The sequence below is a fragment of the Sphingopyxis jiangsuensis genome (assembly GCF_016734905.1).
Classification (GTDB): Bacteria; Pseudomonadota; Alphaproteobacteria; order Sphingomonadales; family Sphingomonadaceae; genus Sphingopyxis; species Sphingopyxis jiangsuensis.
Map to the genome: position 1 here is coordinate 41,646 of NZ_JAERPO010000001.1, position 15,329 is coordinate 56,974.

At 62.4% G+C, this 15,329-nt stretch carries 14 protein-coding genes and 1 other RNA gene; 6 read left to right on the top strand and 9 right to left on the bottom strand.

The window, feature by feature from the left end:
* Positions 1-14 precede the first annotated feature (14 nt).
* The 4 genes from JI743_RS00195 to JI743_RS00210 all read right to left on the bottom strand — a co-directional run bounded on the left by JI743_RS00195 (position 15) and on the right by JI743_RS00210 (position 2,807).
* The gene (locus JI743_RS00195) at positions 15-557 is read right to left on the bottom strand and encodes an NUDIX hydrolase (RefSeq protein ID WP_201924812.1); all 543 of its coding nucleotides are present in this window, start codon (positions 555-557) and stop codon (positions 15-17) included.
* Positions 558-561: 4 nt separating this feature from the next.
* Positions 562-1,251: a TPM domain-containing protein gene (locus JI743_RS00200; protein ID WP_201924813.1), complete on the bottom strand. Its 690-nt coding sequence runs from the start codon at positions 1,249-1,251 to the stop codon at positions 562-564.
* A gap of 12 nt (positions 1,252-1,263) precedes the next feature.
* The gene (locus tag JI743_RS00205; RefSeq protein WP_330902139.1) at positions 1,264-2,082 is read right to left on the bottom strand and encodes a TPM domain-containing protein; all 819 of its coding nucleotides are present in this window, start codon (positions 2,080-2,082) and stop codon (positions 1,264-1,266) included.
* Positions 2,083-2,210: 128 nt separating this feature from the next.
* Complete coding sequence (locus tag JI743_RS00210; RefSeq protein ID WP_201924815.1) at positions 2,211-2,807, bottom strand: LemA family protein; 597 nt, start codon at positions 2,805-2,807, stop codon at positions 2,211-2,213.
* Between the two features lie 123 nt (positions 2,808-2,930).
* Here JI743_RS00210 and mscL point away from each other — a divergent pair, with 123 nt between their 5' ends.
* On the top strand, positions 2,931-3,356 hold the full coding sequence (gene mscL / locus JI743_RS00215) for a large conductance mechanosensitive channel protein MscL (RefSeq protein WP_201924816.1): 426 nt from the start codon (positions 2,931-2,933) through the stop codon (positions 3,354-3,356).
* Positions 3,357-3,392: 36 nt separating this feature from the next.
* Positions 3,393-3,747, top strand: a transfer-messenger RNA (tmRNA) gene (gene ssrA / locus JI743_RS00220).
* 38 nt (positions 3,748-3,785) lie between these two features.
* Here the strand turns inward: ssrA and JI743_RS00225 are convergent.
* Both JI743_RS00225 and JI743_RS00230 read right to left on the bottom strand, forming a co-directional pair.
* Positions 3,786-4,283, bottom strand: a complete 498-nt coding sequence (locus JI743_RS00225; RefSeq protein ID WP_201924817.1) for a CinA family protein — start codon at positions 4,281-4,283, stop codon at positions 3,786-3,788.
* Positions 4,284-4,353: 70 nt separating this feature from the next.
* Positions 4,354-4,731 carry a winged helix-turn-helix transcriptional regulator gene (locus tag JI743_RS00230; protein WP_201924818.1) on the bottom strand — a complete coding sequence of 126 codons (378 nt, stop codon included), beginning with the start codon at positions 4,729-4,731 and terminating at the stop codon, positions 4,354-4,356.
* A gap of 116 nt (positions 4,732-4,847) precedes the next feature.
* Here JI743_RS00230 and JI743_RS00235 point away from each other — a divergent pair, with 116 nt between their 5' ends.
* Complete coding sequence (locus JI743_RS00235; protein ID WP_201924819.1) at positions 4,848-5,852, top strand: NADPH:quinone reductase; 1,005 nt, start codon at positions 4,848-4,850, stop codon at positions 5,850-5,852.
* Between the two features lie 21 nt (positions 5,853-5,873).
* Here the strand turns inward: JI743_RS00235 and JI743_RS00240 are convergent, their stop codons facing one another.
* Complete coding sequence (locus tag JI743_RS00240) at positions 5,874-6,284, bottom strand: MerR family transcriptional regulator (protein ID WP_201924820.1); 411 nt, start codon at positions 6,282-6,284, stop codon at positions 5,874-5,876.
* 69 nt (positions 6,285-6,353) lie between these two features.
* Between JI743_RS00240 and JI743_RS00245 the strand changes: the two genes are divergently transcribed.
* On the top strand, positions 6,354-6,980 hold the full coding sequence (locus JI743_RS00245; protein WP_201924821.1) for a cation efflux transmembrane domain-containing protein: 627 nt from the start codon (positions 6,354-6,356) through the stop codon (positions 6,978-6,980).
* A 36-nt stretch (positions 6,981-7,016) separates the two neighbouring features.
* Positions 7,017-7,904 carry an SGNH/GDSL hydrolase family protein gene (locus tag JI743_RS00250; RefSeq protein WP_201924822.1) on the top strand — a complete coding sequence of 296 codons (888 nt, stop codon included), beginning with the start codon at positions 7,017-7,019 and terminating at the stop codon, positions 7,902-7,904.
* Here JI743_RS00250 and JI743_RS00255 read toward each other — a convergent pair.
* Together JI743_RS00255 and bglX are read right to left on the bottom strand one after the other, a co-directional pair.
* Complete coding sequence (locus JI743_RS00255; protein WP_330901880.1) at positions 7,901-9,490, bottom strand: sulfatase family protein; 1,590 nt, start codon at positions 9,488-9,490, stop codon at positions 7,901-7,903. The two genes, JI743_RS00250 and JI743_RS00255, sit on opposite strands and share 4 nt — an antisense overlap.
* Before the next feature lie 11 nt (positions 9,491-9,501).
* Complete coding sequence (gene bglX / locus JI743_RS00260) at positions 9,502-11,820, bottom strand: beta-glucosidase BglX (RefSeq protein WP_201924823.1); 2,319 nt, start codon at positions 11,818-11,820, stop codon at positions 9,502-9,504.
* A 250-nt stretch (positions 11,821-12,070) separates the two neighbouring features.
* Here bglX and JI743_RS00265 point away from each other — a divergent pair, with 250 nt between their 5' ends.
* Complete coding sequence (locus tag JI743_RS00265) at positions 12,071-15,133, top strand: TonB-dependent receptor (protein WP_330901881.1); 3,063 nt, start codon at positions 12,071-12,073, stop codon at positions 15,131-15,133.
* Positions 15,134-15,329: the final 196 nt, after the last annotated feature.

Here is a 15,329-nt window from a genome sequence, read left to right on the forward strand (position 1 = left end):
GTCGAAGAGAGTCATCAAGCCAGTAACCCTCCCGCAAGCAACATCGCGACGCGCACGTCGATGCCGCAGCCTTCGGCGCGTTTTGCCGCGACAAAGTCGGCGATGCCGCTCAGAGGGACTCGGTGGACGATGATATCCTCGCTATCGACTCCGCCGCCTTCGCCAACCCTCGTGAGGCCGCGCGCGACAAGCAACGTGAAACTCTCGCTCACCATGCCGGGCGAGGAATAGAATTCGCCGACGGTCTGCCATTCGGCGGCGCGGTAGCCGGTCTCCTCTTCCAACTCGCGCGCAGCTGCGGTCTCGGGCGCCTCGCCTGCGGTATCGTCGCCAACGAGCCCGGCGGGCAGTTCGAGGCAATATCGGCCGAGCGGGACGCGATATTGTTCGACGAGCAGGACGTGGCGCCCGTCGTCCGCATCGTCGATGGCAAGGATGACCGCCGCATGGATGCCGCGCGCGCGTGCCACATACTCCCAATTGCCCTGCTGCCTGACGGTGATGAAGCGGCCCTCCCACCGCGCCTCGACGGGGGTGCCGGGGGCAGGGCGGGTCATTGGGTCAAATCTCGATCAGCCGGTCGCAAAGCTCGTTGGGGTTGTTGTCGCTCTTGGGAAAATGTTCAGCGAGGACGACGCCCATCTGCCTGACCGCTTCGGCCATGCCTTCGCCCGGCTGGCCGGCGCGGATACGCTCGATCAGCGCGGCCATGGCCTCTCCCCACACCTCGGGCGCGACCTTGGCCGCAATCGCTTCGTCGGCGACAATGTCGGCGCGATGCTCCTTCAGGCTGACGTAGAGCACGACGCCCGTGCGCCCGACGGTCTTCGCCTCGGTCCCGACCTTGAACAGGTCGATCGCGCGCGCGCGGGCGCGCCCCGCCTTGATCGCGTGCGGCGTGAGCGCAAGGCGCAGCGGCCGCCACAGCAGTATGATCCAGATGCCGATCCATTTGAGCGCGCCAAAGGCCAGCACGATGCCGAGCCACTGGTTTGCGGTCGGCTCGGCGCCCCAGCCTCCGGTCAGCGTCTGGTACAATCCCTGATAACAAGCCGGAAACAACGCCACGAGCGACATGGCAACAAAGGCGCCGACGCTTGCCCAGACGAGCGCCACATCGTCATAACCGTCCGACTGCGCGGCAATGATCGTGACGATCTCGCCGTCAGTGCCGCGCTCGGCGTCGGCGACCGCGTCGGTAACAATACGGTGGTCGGCCTCGCTGACGTGGCTGATTTTTCTGAGTGCCATTGGCTCGCCCTCCTACCAGCCGCCCGACGCGCCGCCGCCGCCGAAGCTCCCGCCACCGCCCGAAAATCCACCGAAGCCGCCGCCACCGCCGCCCCAGCTCGATCCGCCACCGCCCCATGACGAACCGCCACCGCTGCCCCAGTCGCTGCCCCAGATGATGATGGGCGCGCCGCCCCACGGGCGATTCCGGCGATGCCGCCTGCCGCGTCGCCCAAAGGCGCCCACCATAGGCAGGATGAAGAAAAATATGACGATGAAGGCAACGAAGAACAGCCCGCCGATATTGCCGTCGTCGGCGCGGTCGCGTTCCTGCGCCTCAACCTCGGCGATGCGCGCCGCGGCCTCCTCGGGCGGAAGCTGGATCTGCTCGGCGATTGCGTCGACCCCCGCCTGAATTCCGCCAGGATAATCGTCGGCCTTGAAGCGTGGCGTCACGACGTCACGAATGATGCGCCCCGACAGCGCGTCGGTCAGGACCGGTTCGAGCCCATAGCCAACCGCGATGTGCATACGCCGCTCGTTCGGCGCGATCAGAAAGACGACGCCGTCGTCTTTCTCGGCATCGCCGATCCCCCATTCGCGGCCGAGCCGATAGCCATAGTCGGCGACATCATGGCCCTCGAGGTCGTTGACCGTGGCGACGACGAGCTGGCGACCGGTCGTTTCGAACAATTGCGTGAGCTGGGCGTTGAGGGCGGCTTCCTTGTCAGCCGGGATGATATCCGCCTGATCCACCACGGGTTCGGTCGCGCGTTGGGGAAAGGTCTGGGCAGTGGCGGGAGCCGAGACAATAACGCCAAATGTGACAATCCCCGACAGGAGTTGCCAGATTTTACTCCGAAAAATGCCGCTCGCGCTGAGCCTGTCGAAGCACCGTTCTTCGCTCTTCTCGCTTGGAGGCTCGGAACGGCCCTTCGACAAGCTCAGGGCGAACGTAAAATGGGGCATATCCTGTTGCCCTAGCTTCCGAAATCGACCTTGGGGGCCTGTTCGGCGTTCGGATTCACGGCCTTGTAAGGCGTCATCGGGTCGGCGCCGTGAACGATCTTGGCGCCGATGATGTCGGGGAAGGTGCGGATCGTGGTGTTATAATCCTGAACGGCCGCATTATAGTCCTGGATCGAGATATTGATCCGGTTCTCGGTGCCTTCGAGCTGCGTCATCAGATCGGCGAAGCGTTGCTGGCTCTTGAGGTCGGGATAACGCTCGACTGTGACGAGCAGGCGGCCGAGCGCACTCGACACATTGCCCTGCGCCTGTTGGAACGCCTGCACCTTCGCCGGATCTTCGAGGTCGTTGGTGCTGAGCTTGACCTGCGTTGCCGATGCGCGCGCCTGGATGACGCCTTCCAGTGTTGATTGCTCGATCTGCGCCGCACCCTTGGCGGTTTCGACAAGATTGGTGATCAGGTCGGCGCGCCGCTGATAGGCGGCCTCGACATTCGCCCACTTCGCCTTCGCGGCTTCTTCCTTGGTTGGCACGCTGTTGATGCCGCAGGCCGACAGGCTCATCGCGGCGGCGGGCAGGATCAGCCAGCGGGCGGAACGAATGGTCATGGTCGTAAATCTCCCTCCGGCGGCGTTTTGCCGCAACAATACAGATAATAGGAAGCCGCTTGCCTTTGTGCAATCGCCGCGCCACGCTCAACGCTGCGAAACATGGAAAAGGGGAATGCCAACATGTTGTCGGAATTCAAGGAATTCATTGCCAAGGGCAATGTCATGGACCTTGCGGTCGGTGTCATCATCGGCGGCGCCTTTGCGACCATCACCACCTCGCTGACCGAGGATGTCATCATGCCGGCCGTCGGCGCAATATTCGGCGGGGTCGATTTCTCGAGCAAATTCATCCTGCTCGGCAGCGTGCCCGATGGCGTAGCGGCGGACGACTATGCCGCGCTGAAAGAGGCGGGCGTGGCGATGGTCGGCTATGGCGCTTTTATCACCGCGGTGATCAACTTCCTGATCCTCGCGTTCATCATTTTTCTGCTCGTGCGCTGGGTGAACCGGGTGATGCGCAGGCAGGAAGAAGAAGCGCCCGCGCCGGCGGGACCGAGTGAGGTCGACCTGCTGACCGAGATTCGCGACGAATTGCGAAAAAAATAAATTAATATCAGATATTTGTGTGATGAAGCCGCCCGCGCCCTTTCCAAGCGCCGGCGGCTTTCCTATATTGGTCGGTGCCGGCTTAGGTCGGCTATGAGGATAAATGGTGTCGTGGAATAGACACAGCGGACCCGGGGGCAGTACCCGGCGGCTCCACCACAAACCCGCGCTGCCGCATGGCGAGCGGGCTTCTGACGGGGCCGAACCAGGATCGACGTGTGTTCAAAGGCGATGTTTTCTTCCGGGCTGAGTAACCCGTTAAAGGCTCAAACCTATAAGTGCTAACGATAACGAAGCACTCGCTCTTGCTGCCTAACCGATAAGCCTCACGGCCTAAGGTTAGACAAATAGAACGCGGTTCGGACCGAACCGGGCAACAGAATCGGATACCAGCGGCTGGGGACGAGCCGGGCAACAGAATCGTCCCACCTATTTCCCATCGTGTTCCACAAGATCGAGCAGCAGCCGCATCGCCGCGCGCGCCGATCTTGCGCGCACCGCGTCGCGGCCGATCGTTCCCCAGTGATGTTCGCCAATTTCCATCCGCGCGCCGCAGCGGGCGGCGACATAGACCAGTCCCTCCTCGTCACCTGGCCCCGCAGGCCCGGCGAAACCCGTTATGGCCAGAGCGAGTTCCGCACGCGAGCGCTGCTGCGCCCCGCGCGCCATCGCTTCGGCCACTTTGGCCGACACCGCGCCGCGTTCGTCGATCAGCTGCTGCTCAATCCCGAGCATGTCGGTCTTGGCCTCGTCGCTATAGGTCACGAAACCACGCTCGAACACATGGCCGAGCCCCTCAATGTCGGTGAGCAGCGACGCGACAAGCCCGCCCGTGCAGCTTTCGGCGGTTGCGATGCGCCATTCGCGGTCCTTTGCGGTCTGAAGCAGCCGTGCGGCCAGCGATTCAAGACTTTGCGCGTTGGTCATCACTCACTCCCGCTGGGACCGTGCGTCAAACGCACGCAGAGGGAGGGGGTTCACAATCGCAGCGTCCGACTCATTCGCCATACCCGTTCTGGAAGCTCGCCCCCCACGCGCGCATGCTCAACAGCACCGGTTCCAGCGAGCGTCCGAGAGCGGTGAGTTCATATTCCACCCGCGGCGGCACCTCGGGATAGACGGTCCGCGCAATGATGCCATCGGCTTCGAGTTCGCGCAGCTGCAACGTGATCATGCGCTGCGTCGCATTGGGGGTCAGCCTGCAGATCGCATTGAAGCGCAATTTCCCGTCGAGCAGGTGAAAGAGAATCACCGGTTTCCACACGCCGCCGATCACCGACAGCGTTGCCTCCACGGCGCATCCCGTCTTTTGCGCACGTTTCCGGCCCGTGAGTACGGGTGGTTTCGCTCCATTTTCCGCAATAGTTACGTTCATGATAGTATAGGCCCAAATTGTGCGTACTTACGCAATTCTTTCTACCAGCCTATGCCTTCTTCGGCAACGGGCTTGAGCCCCTCGCGGCAGACCCCGCGAGCGACAGGAAAGAGATTATGGCGGAAGAGACGATGATGGCGGCATGGTACGAACGGACCGGGACCGCAGCCGACGTGCTGGTGGTCGGCGAGCAGCCGATGCCGGTGCCAAAGGATGGCGAATTGTTGATCCGCGTCCGCGCGTCGGGGGTGAACCCGTCAGACACCAAGGGCCGCAGCGGCGCGCGCGGCCGCACCTCCATGCCCTACCCGTGCATTATTCCGCACCAGGACGGTGCCGGAGAAGTGGTGGGAGCCGGGTCGGCCGAGCTTGCTGAATGGGTAGGGCGCCGCGTCTGGTTCTACGAAGCGCAGCTTGGCCGTCCGTTTGGCGCCGCCGCCGAATATGTGGCTCTCCCTGCCGTCAAGGTCGTCGCGCTGCCCGATGGGGTCTCGTTCGAGGAAGGCGCGTGCCTGGGCGTTCCGGCGATGACCGCGCATCGCTGCGTGTTCGCCGATGGCCCGGTCACCGGCAAGACCGTGTTCGTTTCGGGCGGCGCGGGCGCCGTGGGACGTTATGCCATCCAGTTCGCCAAATCGGGTGGGGCGCGCGTGATTGCGAGCGTCCGCCGAGCCGAGCAGGAACAATCCGCGCTGGCTGCGGGGGCCGACCTGGTCGTCTATCGCTCCGGGGACGATCTGATCGAGCGCGTTCGCGCGTTCACTGGGACCGAGCGCGGCGTCGACCGCTTTGTGGAGGTGGCCTTCGGCGCCAACCTCGACATGATCACGGCGCTGCTGGCGCCGCGCGGCGCGGTCGCCGCCTATTCGTCCGATGCGGTCCCCGAACCCCTTCTGCCCTTCTGGTCGCTCGTCATGCTCGATGCGACGATCCGGTTCGTGCTGGTCTATGTGATGGACAAGGCTGCACACGCGGCGGCGGCCGCTGCGATCAACGAGGAACTCGTGGCAGGGCGGCTGACGCATGCGATCGGCGCGCGCTACCCGCTCAGCGACATTGCAGCGGCCCATCAGGCGCTCGAGGATGGCAAGACGATCGGCAAGATCATCGTTACGAGTTGACCCCGGCGGGGCGCCGATCGTTCAATGCTGGCTTTCGCATTGCGAATGGTCGGCGAGCGCCTCGATGACGCGACAATCGCCCGCCAGTCCGCCGCGGCAGCGGCCGACGATGCGCTTCAGTTCGTCGCGGAGCAGCGAAAGCTGGGCGATCTTGTCTTCTACCTGCGCCAGATGCGCGCTCGCGATGCGGTCGGCCTCGGTGCAGTCGCGCGTCGGGTCATCGGACAGGTCGAGGAGCGAGCGGATTTCCTCGATGGTGAAGCCAAGCTCGCGCGAGTGGCGCACAAAGACGAGCCGCGCACGATGGTCGGGACCATAGCTGCGATAATTGGCCGCCGACCTCGCGGGCTCGGGAAGCAGACCGATGCGCTCATAATAGCGGATCGTTTCGACATTGGTGCCGGTGGCACGCGATAGCTCGCCGATTTTCATGGCTTGACCCTGTAGTTGCTACAGGGTGCATATAGGTGGCCGACTCGAAACACCAAGGAGGCTTCGGCGATGGCCGATCAATGTTGCGCCAGCAAGAGCGGGACCACCGCACTCAACGATCCGCGCTGGCGGCGCATCCTGTGGATCGCGCTGATCGTCAATGCGATGATGTTCGGCGTGGAAATTGCGGCGGGTGTGGCGGCGGATTCGCGCGCGCTTCAGGCCGACGCGCTCGATTTCCTTGGCGATGCGGCCAATTATGCGATCAGCCTGGGTGTAGCAGGCATGGCGCTGGCGTGGCGCGCGCGCGCCGCGCTGGTCAAGGCGGCGACGATGCTTGCCTTCGGCCTGTGGGTGATCGGTTCGACCGCCTGGGCGTTCGTGAACGGAAGCGCGCCGCATGCCGAAACGATGGGGATCGTCGGTGCGCTGGCGCTGGCGGCAAATGTCGTCGTTGCGCTCCTGCTGTTCCGCTATCGCACCGGCGACGCCAATATGCGGTCGGTGTGGATATGTTCGCGCAACGACGCGATCGGCAATCTGGCGGTGCTTGCTGCCGCGCTCGGCGTGTTCGGGACGGGGCAGGGCTGGCCCGATCTGGTCGTCGCAGCAATCATGGCGGTGCTCGCGCTGTGGGGCAGCGTTGAGGTGTTCCGGCAGGCGCGGATCGAGCTGGCGACGGTTCGCGCGCAGTGAATTGACGTCGTGGCGCGCGGCTGGCAGGTCGCGCATATGTCCATTGCTTCGGTCCGCGCGGCGTTGCTCGCGCTCACCCTTTCCGGTCTGTCGCTGCCCGCCTTCGCCGAAGAGGCGCGATCAATCCTGTTCGTCGGCAACAGCTTTACCCAAGGCGCCAATTCGGCGGTGCTGCGCTATCGCCCGCAATCGGTCGAGGGACGCGTCGAGGCCGATGTCGGCGGCATTCCCGCGCTGTTCGCACGTTTCGCCGAGCAGACGGGGCAGATTTGGCGCGTCGTCCATGTGACGCGCGGCGGCGCTACCCTGGCGGACCATATCCGCGAGCGGCTGCCGTTGATGGCGGGTCGGTGGGACGTGGCGGTGCTGCAGGAATATAGCACGCTCGACCCTCAGCGACCGGGCAATGCCGAAATCACGGCCAAAACCGCTCCCGAACTCGCGCGCCATATCGAGAAGGCCAACCCCGGTGCCGCCATCTATCTGATGGCAACCTGGTCGCGCGCCGACCAGATCTATACGCCCGCCGGCCATTGGTACGGCCGACCGGTCGCCAGCATGGCAGAGGATGTACAGCGGGCGCTGGACAGGATCGACGCCGCATCGGATGCCATCGACGGCGTCATCCCGGTGGGCGCGGCGTGGAACCGCGCGATGGCGGCGGGGATCGCCGATCCCAATCCCTATGACGGGACCAGCTTCGGGCAGGTCGATCTGTGGAGTTACGACCAATATCACGCGAGCGCCGCAGGATCTTACCTGGAGGCGCTCGTCGTCTTCGGGCGCGTAACCGGCGTCGATCCGCGCACCTTGGGCGCAGGCGACAAGGCGGCGCACGAAATTGGCCTCGATCCGCGCGTGACCGCGGTCTTGCAGCGCGTTGCCGCCGAACAGCTCCGGCTGCCCGGCGGCGTAGAGCGTTAGTTCAGCGGCGCGTCAACAGCCGGGCCGTCGTTGTCGCCATATTGGCGGCGGAGTGCGACGAGGCGCTTTTTCATTTGCGCGATCTGTCGCTGCAGTTTCGAATCGTCGATCCGGTTGTGCATCTCCGACGGATCGGTCTTCAGGTCATAGAATTCCCAATTGTTGATGTCCTTGCTGTAAAAGCGGACGAGCTTGTAGCGGTCGCTTCGCACGCCATAATGCGCCCGCACCGCGTGAAAGCCGGGATATTCATAATAGTGATAATAGACGTCTTTGCGCCAGTCGGCGGGGGTGCGTCCGGCAAACAGTGCGCGGAGCGAGCGGCCCTGCAGCGTGTCGGGACCTTTGACGCCGGCAAGCTCGAGGAAGGTCGGGGCATAGTCGACATTCTGGATCGGTGCAGCGACCCGCGTGCCGGGGCGGATATGCCCCGGATATTGGATCAGGAAGGGCGTGCGCATCGATTCTTCATAGATGAAGCGCTTGTCGAACCAACCATGCTCGCCAAGGTAAAAGCCCTGGTCGGAGGTGTAGACGACAACCGTATTCTTATCGAGGCCGCTTTCCTCCAGATAATCGAGCACCGCGCCGACGCCTTCGTCGACCGAGGCGATGGTGCCCAGATATTGCTGCATGTAGCGCTGGTATTTCCAGACCGCCAATTCGCGTTCCGTCAGCTTCGCTGCGTTCATCCGGTCGTTGTGGGCTTGCATCAGCCGGTCCCATTCGGCCTGCTGCGCATGGGTCATGCGGTCGAAGCCGCCCGGCCAGCGATTGTAGCGCAATTGCGCGGTGCCCTCCGCAACCGTCATCTTGAGGTCGTGCCCCTCATACATGTCGCGGTAGATATTCATTTCCTGCGCCGCCGCCGCCGGACGTCCGGCGTAATCGTCGAAATAATTGGTCGGGACGGGAAATGTCACGCCCTGATATTTCTGCAGATGACGCAGCGCGGGCATGAAATTGCGGTGCGGCGCCTTGTGGTGGATCAGGATCGCAAAGGGCTTCGACTTGTCGCGCCCGCTCTTGAGCCATTCGAGGCTGTATTGCGTCGTCAGGTCGGTCGCATAGCCTTCGACGATGCTCCGCCCCTTGGGCGTGATGATGTCGGGGTTATAATATTCCCCCTGGTCGTCGAGCACCTTCCAATCGTCGAAGCCGATGCCTTCGGGCGAATAGTTGAGGTGCCACTTGCCGAACAGCGCGGTGGCATAGCCCGCCTGCGACAGCGCGCGTGGCCACACCCAGATGCTGTTGTCGAACTTGTTGCCATTCTGCTTGAAGCCGTGGGCGTTGCTTTGCCGGCCGGTCAGCAGCGTCGCGCGGCTAGGCCCGCAGAGCGAGTTGCCGACGAAACTGTTGGTGAAGATCGCGCCATTGCGGGCGATGCGGTCGATATTGGGCGTGGGCGCGAGCTTCGACACCTCCGATCTATAGGCGGAGATCGCCTGATAAGCGTGATCGTCCGACATGATGTAGACGATGTTCGGACGCTGCGGGGTCGTGCCCTTCTGGTCCTTCGCCTGCGCCGCGCCCGCCAGCATCAGCGGGACGGCGAGCGCGGCGATCGAGAGATGGTATCGCACGGACAATCTCCTTACTGCGTCAGCTCGAACTCGGTCTCCGACCCCTCGGCCGACGAGGGGCCGATCCACAGCTTGTATTTGCCGGGTTCGCTGCCCCAACTCATGTCCTGCCGTGTGAAGGCAAGGTCGGCGTCGGTCAGCGTGAATCGCAGCGTACGCTTTTCGCCCTTCCTGAGCATGACCTTCTGAAAGCCCTTCAGTTCTTTTACCGGACGCGTCACTGACCCGACGAGATCGCGGACATAAAGCTGCACGACTTCTTCGCCGTCGCGCTTGCCGCTGTTCGTCACGGTCACGGTCGCCGTCAGCGGTTCGCCCGGACGGATGCTCGCTTTGCTGAGCGTCACCGGCGAATAGGTGAAGCTTGTGTAGCTGAGGCCATAGCCGAATGGATAGAGCGGGCTGTTCGGCGTGTTGAGATAGCGCGAGACATATTTCGCGCCCGGCGCGCCGAGTTCGATCGGTCGGCCTGTGTTCTTCATGTCGTAATGGATCGGCACCTGCCCGACATTGCGCGGAAAGGTGACGGGCAATTTGCCCGATGGGTTGTAATCGCCGAACAGCACATCGGCGATGGCGTGACCGCCTTGTGTTCCCGGATACCAAGCGTGCAGGATCGCATCGACATTCTCCTCGGCCCAGCCGATGCTGTTCGGACGGCCGCTCATCAACACGAGGACGATCGGCTTGCCGACCTTCTTGAGCTCTTCGAGCAGCGCCTGCTGGTTGCCGGGAAGGTCGAGCGAGGTGCGGCTTGCTGCTTCGCCGGTCATGTTCCAATGCTCGCCCATTGCGGCGATGATGACGTCGGATTTCTCCGCGAGAGCAAGGGCTTCGGCGAAGCCCTCGGCCTTGCCCGCATCGTCAAAATTATAACCCGCGCCTTTGGTATAGGCGACGCTGACGCCCTTTGGCGCACGCGCCTGCAATCCTTCGAGGACCGTTACCGGGCGTGTGCGGCGATCGCCGCCGGCGGCCCAGCTTCCGATCATGTCCTCTTTGCTGTTTCCGAGCGGCCCGATGACTGCAATCGACTTGGCCGAAGCGGCGAGGGGAAGGGTATTGTCCTTGTTCTTGAGCAGCACCATCGACCGGCGCGCAACGTCGCGCGCAGCCTCTAGGAATTCGGGCTTGTAGAGCGTCGCCTTCTCGCGCGCCTCATCGGCGTAGCGATAGGGATCGTCGAACAGACCGAGGCGATATTTCATCTCGAGAATTGCCTTCACCGCGGCGTCGATGCGTGCGACGTCGACCTTGCCATCGGCGACCGATTTGGCAAGGTTTTCCATATAGACCGCGCCCTGCATGTCCATATCGACCCCGGCATTGATTGCCTGCTCGCCCGCCTGTTTGAGGTCGGCCGAATAGCCGTGCGGGACCATTTCGTTGATCGACGTGTAATCGGTTACGACAAAACCCTTGAACCCCCATTTATGACGCAGCACGTCGGTGAGGAGGTAGCGGCTGCCCGAGGCGGGGACGCCGTCGACCTCGTTGAACGAGGTCATGAACGTCGCCGCTCCGGCATCGACCGCAGCCTTGAACGGCGGCAGATAGACGTCGCGCAGCGTGCGTTCGCTGATGTCGACGGTGTGATAGTCGCGGCCCGCCTGCGCAGCGCCATAGGCGGCGAAATGCTTGGCGGTCGCAAGGATCGTGTCGGGGCGCGACAGGTCGCTGCCCTGATAACCGCGCACGCGCGCCTTGGCGATCAGGCTGCCGAGATAGACGTCTTCGCCCGACCCTTCGGAAATGCGGCCCCAACGCGGGTCGCGCGCAATGTCGACCATCGGCGCGAAGGTCCAGTGAATGCCCTCTGCCGATGCTTCGAGCGCCGAAATTCGCGCTGCTTTTTCAATGGCCTGAAGGTCCCAGCTCGCCGCTTCGCCGAGCGAGATCGGGAAGATGGTGCGATGGCCGTGGATCACGTCATAACCGAAGAGCAGCGGGATTTTGAGGCGCGTTTCTTCGACCGCGAGGCGCTGCAACTCGGTCGTATATTTGGCGGTATAGGCGTTAAAGATCGCGCCGACGCGGCCCTTTCGAATGTCCTCCTTATAAGAATCGCGCATCGTTGGGCCGGTTGACTCCCAGTTGCTGGTGAGCAGGGTCAACTGGCCGATCTTCTCGTCGAGCGTCATCTTCGCCATGAGGTTGGCGACAAAGCGATCCATCTTGGGGTCAGCGCGCGTCCAGGCAGTCGAGTCCACCAGTTCGCCAGCAGTCGCGTTGGGTGCGAACTTGGCGAGTGCGGGCGTCGGCACCAGCGGTGCTGCGACCAGCAGCGACACCAGCGTCAAACGGGTGAGGTTGCGCGAAATCGGCGACATGATTCGTCCTTCCCAAACAGATCTATTACAATGCCTTTGTGCCTTGGGCCGCAGAAAATGGCGACTTTTGGCGCGACGGACAAATATCGTCCGTCGATTGCACTTCCCCCTATACAGTCATCATGAAACCGGTTACAAATCAAAAAAGCAGCAACGGGATTTCCTGCGATTCGTCGCCGCGACGGTTCAAAAGCCGCGCGGGTTCGAAAGGCGAAGGCGGGGGTCCGGGGACACCGTAAGGGAGGATGCCGTGAAGTCATTTCGTCAGAGTCAGGTTCATTCTGCGCGCCCGTCGCGCGCTCGTGCGCTCGCCGCCGCATTGGCGTGGAGCAGCGCCGCTGGTGCGCTCGCCGTCGGATTTTCGGCGCCGGCCTTTGCGCAGCAGGTCAACGCATCGCTTCGTGGTACCGTCGCTGCCGAAGGTGGCGTGACGCAGGTCACGGCTGTCAATGTGAATACCGGACTGTCGCGTACCTCGACAGTCACGGCTGGTGGCGCCTATACCTTTGCCTCGCTGCCGCCGGGGACGTATCGTCTTGAACTGACGACGCCGGGCGGTGTTCGCCGTACCGACGAATTCACCTTGCTGGTCGCGCAGGATGCGGTGCTCGATTTCGATTTGTCGGCGCCCGAAATTGCGACCGGTGATGACAATGCGATCATCGTGACCGGCAGCCGCATCCGCACGATGGAAGGCGGCGAAGTCGGTCTCAATATCACGCAGCGCGAGATCGAGACGCTGCCGCAGTCGAACCGCAACTTCCTGGCGTTCGCGGATCTGGCGCCGGGCGTCCAGTTCGTGACCAATGCGGCCGGGCAATCGCGTCTGCAGGGCGGCGCGCAGGACAGCCGCACCACAAACATCTTTATCGATGGCGTCGGGCAGAAGGATTACGTCCTCAAGAACGGCATCACCGGCCAGGATTCGAGCGTCGGCAACCCTTTCCCGCAGTCGGCCATCGGCGAATATCGCGTGCTCACGTCAAACTATAAGGCAGAGTTCGATCAGGTGAGTTCGGTAGCGGTCACTGCCGTAACCCGTTCGGGTACCAATGAATTCCACGGCGACGCTTTCTTCGAGTATGCTGACGAGCATCTTCGTTCGCGGCGTCCCGACGAGAAATTCAGCGGTTCACCCAATGTGCCTACAGAAATCGATGTGCCGAAGACGCCGATGCGCGACATGCAGTTCGGCGTCTCGCTGGGCGGGCCGATCATCGAGGACAAGCTGTTCTTCTTTGGCGCCTACGAAGGCAAGCGGATTGACCAGCCGCTCGACATCCAGCCGGGAAGTGCAAACAATGTCGCGAATATCCCCGCCGCATTTGCGGGTGAATTTGGCGGTTTCAGCAAGCGCTTCAACGAAGATCTGATCTTCGGCAAGCTCGACTTCACGCCCAATTCGTCGGACCTGTTCCAGGCGTCGCTCAAATATCGCCGCGAAACCGGCGACGGCATCAACTCGGGCTCGAACCTTCGTTCGACAACCATCGATCAGAATGTTACCGAATATCGCGGCCTGTTGCGCTGGGAGCATACGGCAGACAATTGGATCAACGACCTCAAGCTGACCTATGAGAATGTTAGCTGGGCGCCGACGCCGCGTACGTTCGAGAATGCGTTCCGCTACCAGGACGCCACGGGCGGCCAGATTTTCCAGACCGGCGGCGGCTCCAACTATCAGGACAAGGGGCAAAAAGGTTTTTCGTTCCAGAATGATTTCACCTGGACCGGGACCGAGCGCCACACGATCAAGGCGGGCGTGAAGGCGAAGTGGGTCAAGCTCAATTCGCTGCAGCTCAACCTCTTCAATCCGGTGTTCACCTATAACACGATGTACAATGGGGCGACGTGGAACGACACGATCCCCTATCAGGTTCAGTTCGGTTTCGATTCAGGCCTCGGCGGCAACCCGGTGGTCAAATCGAAAAACTTCCAGCTCGGCCTCTATGTCCAGGACGATTGGGAAGTGACCGATCGGCTTACGCTGAACGTGGGCTTGCGTTGGGACTATGACCGCACGCCCGCATTCGTGAATTTCGTACATTCGGCGCAGGCGTTGGCCGCTGTTTCGGCGGCCAATTATCCTAACCTCGTCAACGCCGATTATGACATCAACGACTTCATATCGACTGGCAGCGAACGCAAGACCTTCACGGGCGCCTTCCAGCCGCGTATCGGCTTCACTTATGAAATCGATCCCGAAAGCCAGTTCGTTCTGTTCGGCGGTTTCGGACGCTCGTACGACCGCAACCAGTTCGACTTCATCCAGCAGGAAACGAGCGTCGGCGGGTTTACGACGCGCACCTTCCGCTTCCAGGTGCCGGGCGATACGCGCAACAACTGCACACCGTCGCCGACTTGCGTACCCTGGGATCCGATTTATTTGACCGAGGCTGGCCGCCAGCAGCTGGTGGCGTCGGTCGGTTCGCAAGGCGGTGCCGAACTTCGCTTCATCGATAATGATCTGAAGGTCCCCTATTCGGACCAGTTCAGCCTCGGCCTGCGCCGTCAGTTCGGCCTCCTCAACGCGGAAATCGGCTATACGCACATCGAAAGCCATGATGGCTTTGCGTGGCTCCTCGGCAACCGTCGTCCCGACGGCAGCTTCTTTGCGCCGGCACCGACGCCGCAGAGTTCGCCGTTCGGCAATGCGCCTCCGGGACGCGGAAGCATCATCATCGGTACGAACGGAATCGAGACAAGCGCCGACTCGGCCTATATCAAGCTGGTGAAGCGCTATACGCAAAGCTCGCCGTGGAACATCACGGCGACCTATACCTTCACCGAGGCCGAAGAAAATCGCGCGTTCGGCGAAACCTTCTCGCTCGATTTTCCGTCGATCGAAGATTATCCGGTGCTCCGTTCGTCGGGCGTTTCCCGCCACCGTTTCGTAACGGCGGGCGCGGTCGATCTTCCATTGGGCTTCACCCTGTCGAGCAAACTCACGCTTGCGTCGCCGCCCTATCTGAAGGGCTTCACCAACGACCCTGTCACCGGCGAGCGCCGGATCGTCGGGACGTTCGGCAATAACAAAAAGCCGTTCATCGTCGGCGACATCTGGGCGATCCGTCAGCTAGACCTCGCGTTGACCAAATATGTGGGCCTGCCGTTCCTGAGCCAGGATTCGCGCATTCGCCTCCGCGTCGACGTGTTCAACGTGCTCAACGAGAAGAATTACGTGAATTACAACGGCAACGCGAACGACAATAATCCCAACGACGTCAACGGATCTTTCGGCGATATCTCGAATTTCGGTACAGGCGGTTACCCGCCGCGGACGTTCAAATTCTCGGTCGGCTTCTCGTTCTAACCGATCTAACATCGGCGCCGGTCACATTCCTCCCGTGACCGGCGCCTTTTCTTTTGGAGTTACAGATGGTCTCTCGGCTCGGGTCGTTCGCCTTGCCCCTTCTGGCGCTTACTGCAGCCTGTTCAACCACGCCGCCGCCAGCGGTTTTGCCCGATACAGCGTCGGACACGCTCCCACCGATCAGCGAGGCGGCTTT

What these genes read in the sequence shown, in the direction of transcription:
- JI743_RS00195 (WP_201924812.1), bottom strand. Translation starts at nt 557, where the DNA reads ATGACCCGCCCTGCCCCCGGCACCCCCGTCGAGGCGCGGTGGGAGGGC.
- JI743_RS00200 (WP_201924813.1), bottom strand. Translation starts at nt 1,251, where the DNA reads ATGGCACTCAGAAAAATCAGCCACGTCAGCGAGGCCGACCACCGTATT.
- JI743_RS00210 (WP_201924815.1), bottom strand. Translation starts at nt 2,807, where the DNA reads ATGACCATTCGTTCCGCCCGCTGGCTGATCCTGCCCGCCGCCGCGATG.
- mscL (WP_201924816.1), top strand. Translation starts at nt 2,931, where the DNA reads ATGTTGTCGGAATTCAAGGAATTCATTGCCAAGGGCAATGTCATGGAC.
- JI743_RS00225 (WP_201924817.1), bottom strand. Translation starts at nt 4,283, where the DNA reads ATGACCAACGCGCAAAGTCTTGAATCGCTGGCCGCACGGCTGCTTCAG.
- JI743_RS00230 (WP_201924818.1), bottom strand. Translation starts at nt 4,731, where the DNA reads ATGAACGTAACTATTGCGGAAAATGGAGCGAAACCACCCGTACTCACG.
- JI743_RS00235 (WP_201924819.1), top strand. Translation starts at nt 4,848, where the DNA reads ATGGCGGAAGAGACGATGATGGCGGCATGGTACGAACGGACCGGGACC.
- JI743_RS00240 (WP_201924820.1), bottom strand. Translation starts at nt 6,284, where the DNA reads ATGAAAATCGGCGAGCTATCGCGTGCCACCGGCACCAATGTCGAAACG.
- JI743_RS00245 (WP_201924821.1), top strand. Translation starts at nt 6,354, where the DNA reads ATGGCCGATCAATGTTGCGCCAGCAAGAGCGGGACCACCGCACTCAAC.
- JI743_RS00250 (WP_201924822.1), top strand. Translation starts at nt 7,017, where the DNA reads ATGTCCATTGCTTCGGTCCGCGCGGCGTTGCTCGCGCTCACCCTTTCC.
- bglX (WP_201924823.1), bottom strand. Translation starts at nt 11,820, where the DNA reads ATGTCGCCGATTTCGCGCAACCTCACCCGTTTGACGCTGGTGTCGCTG.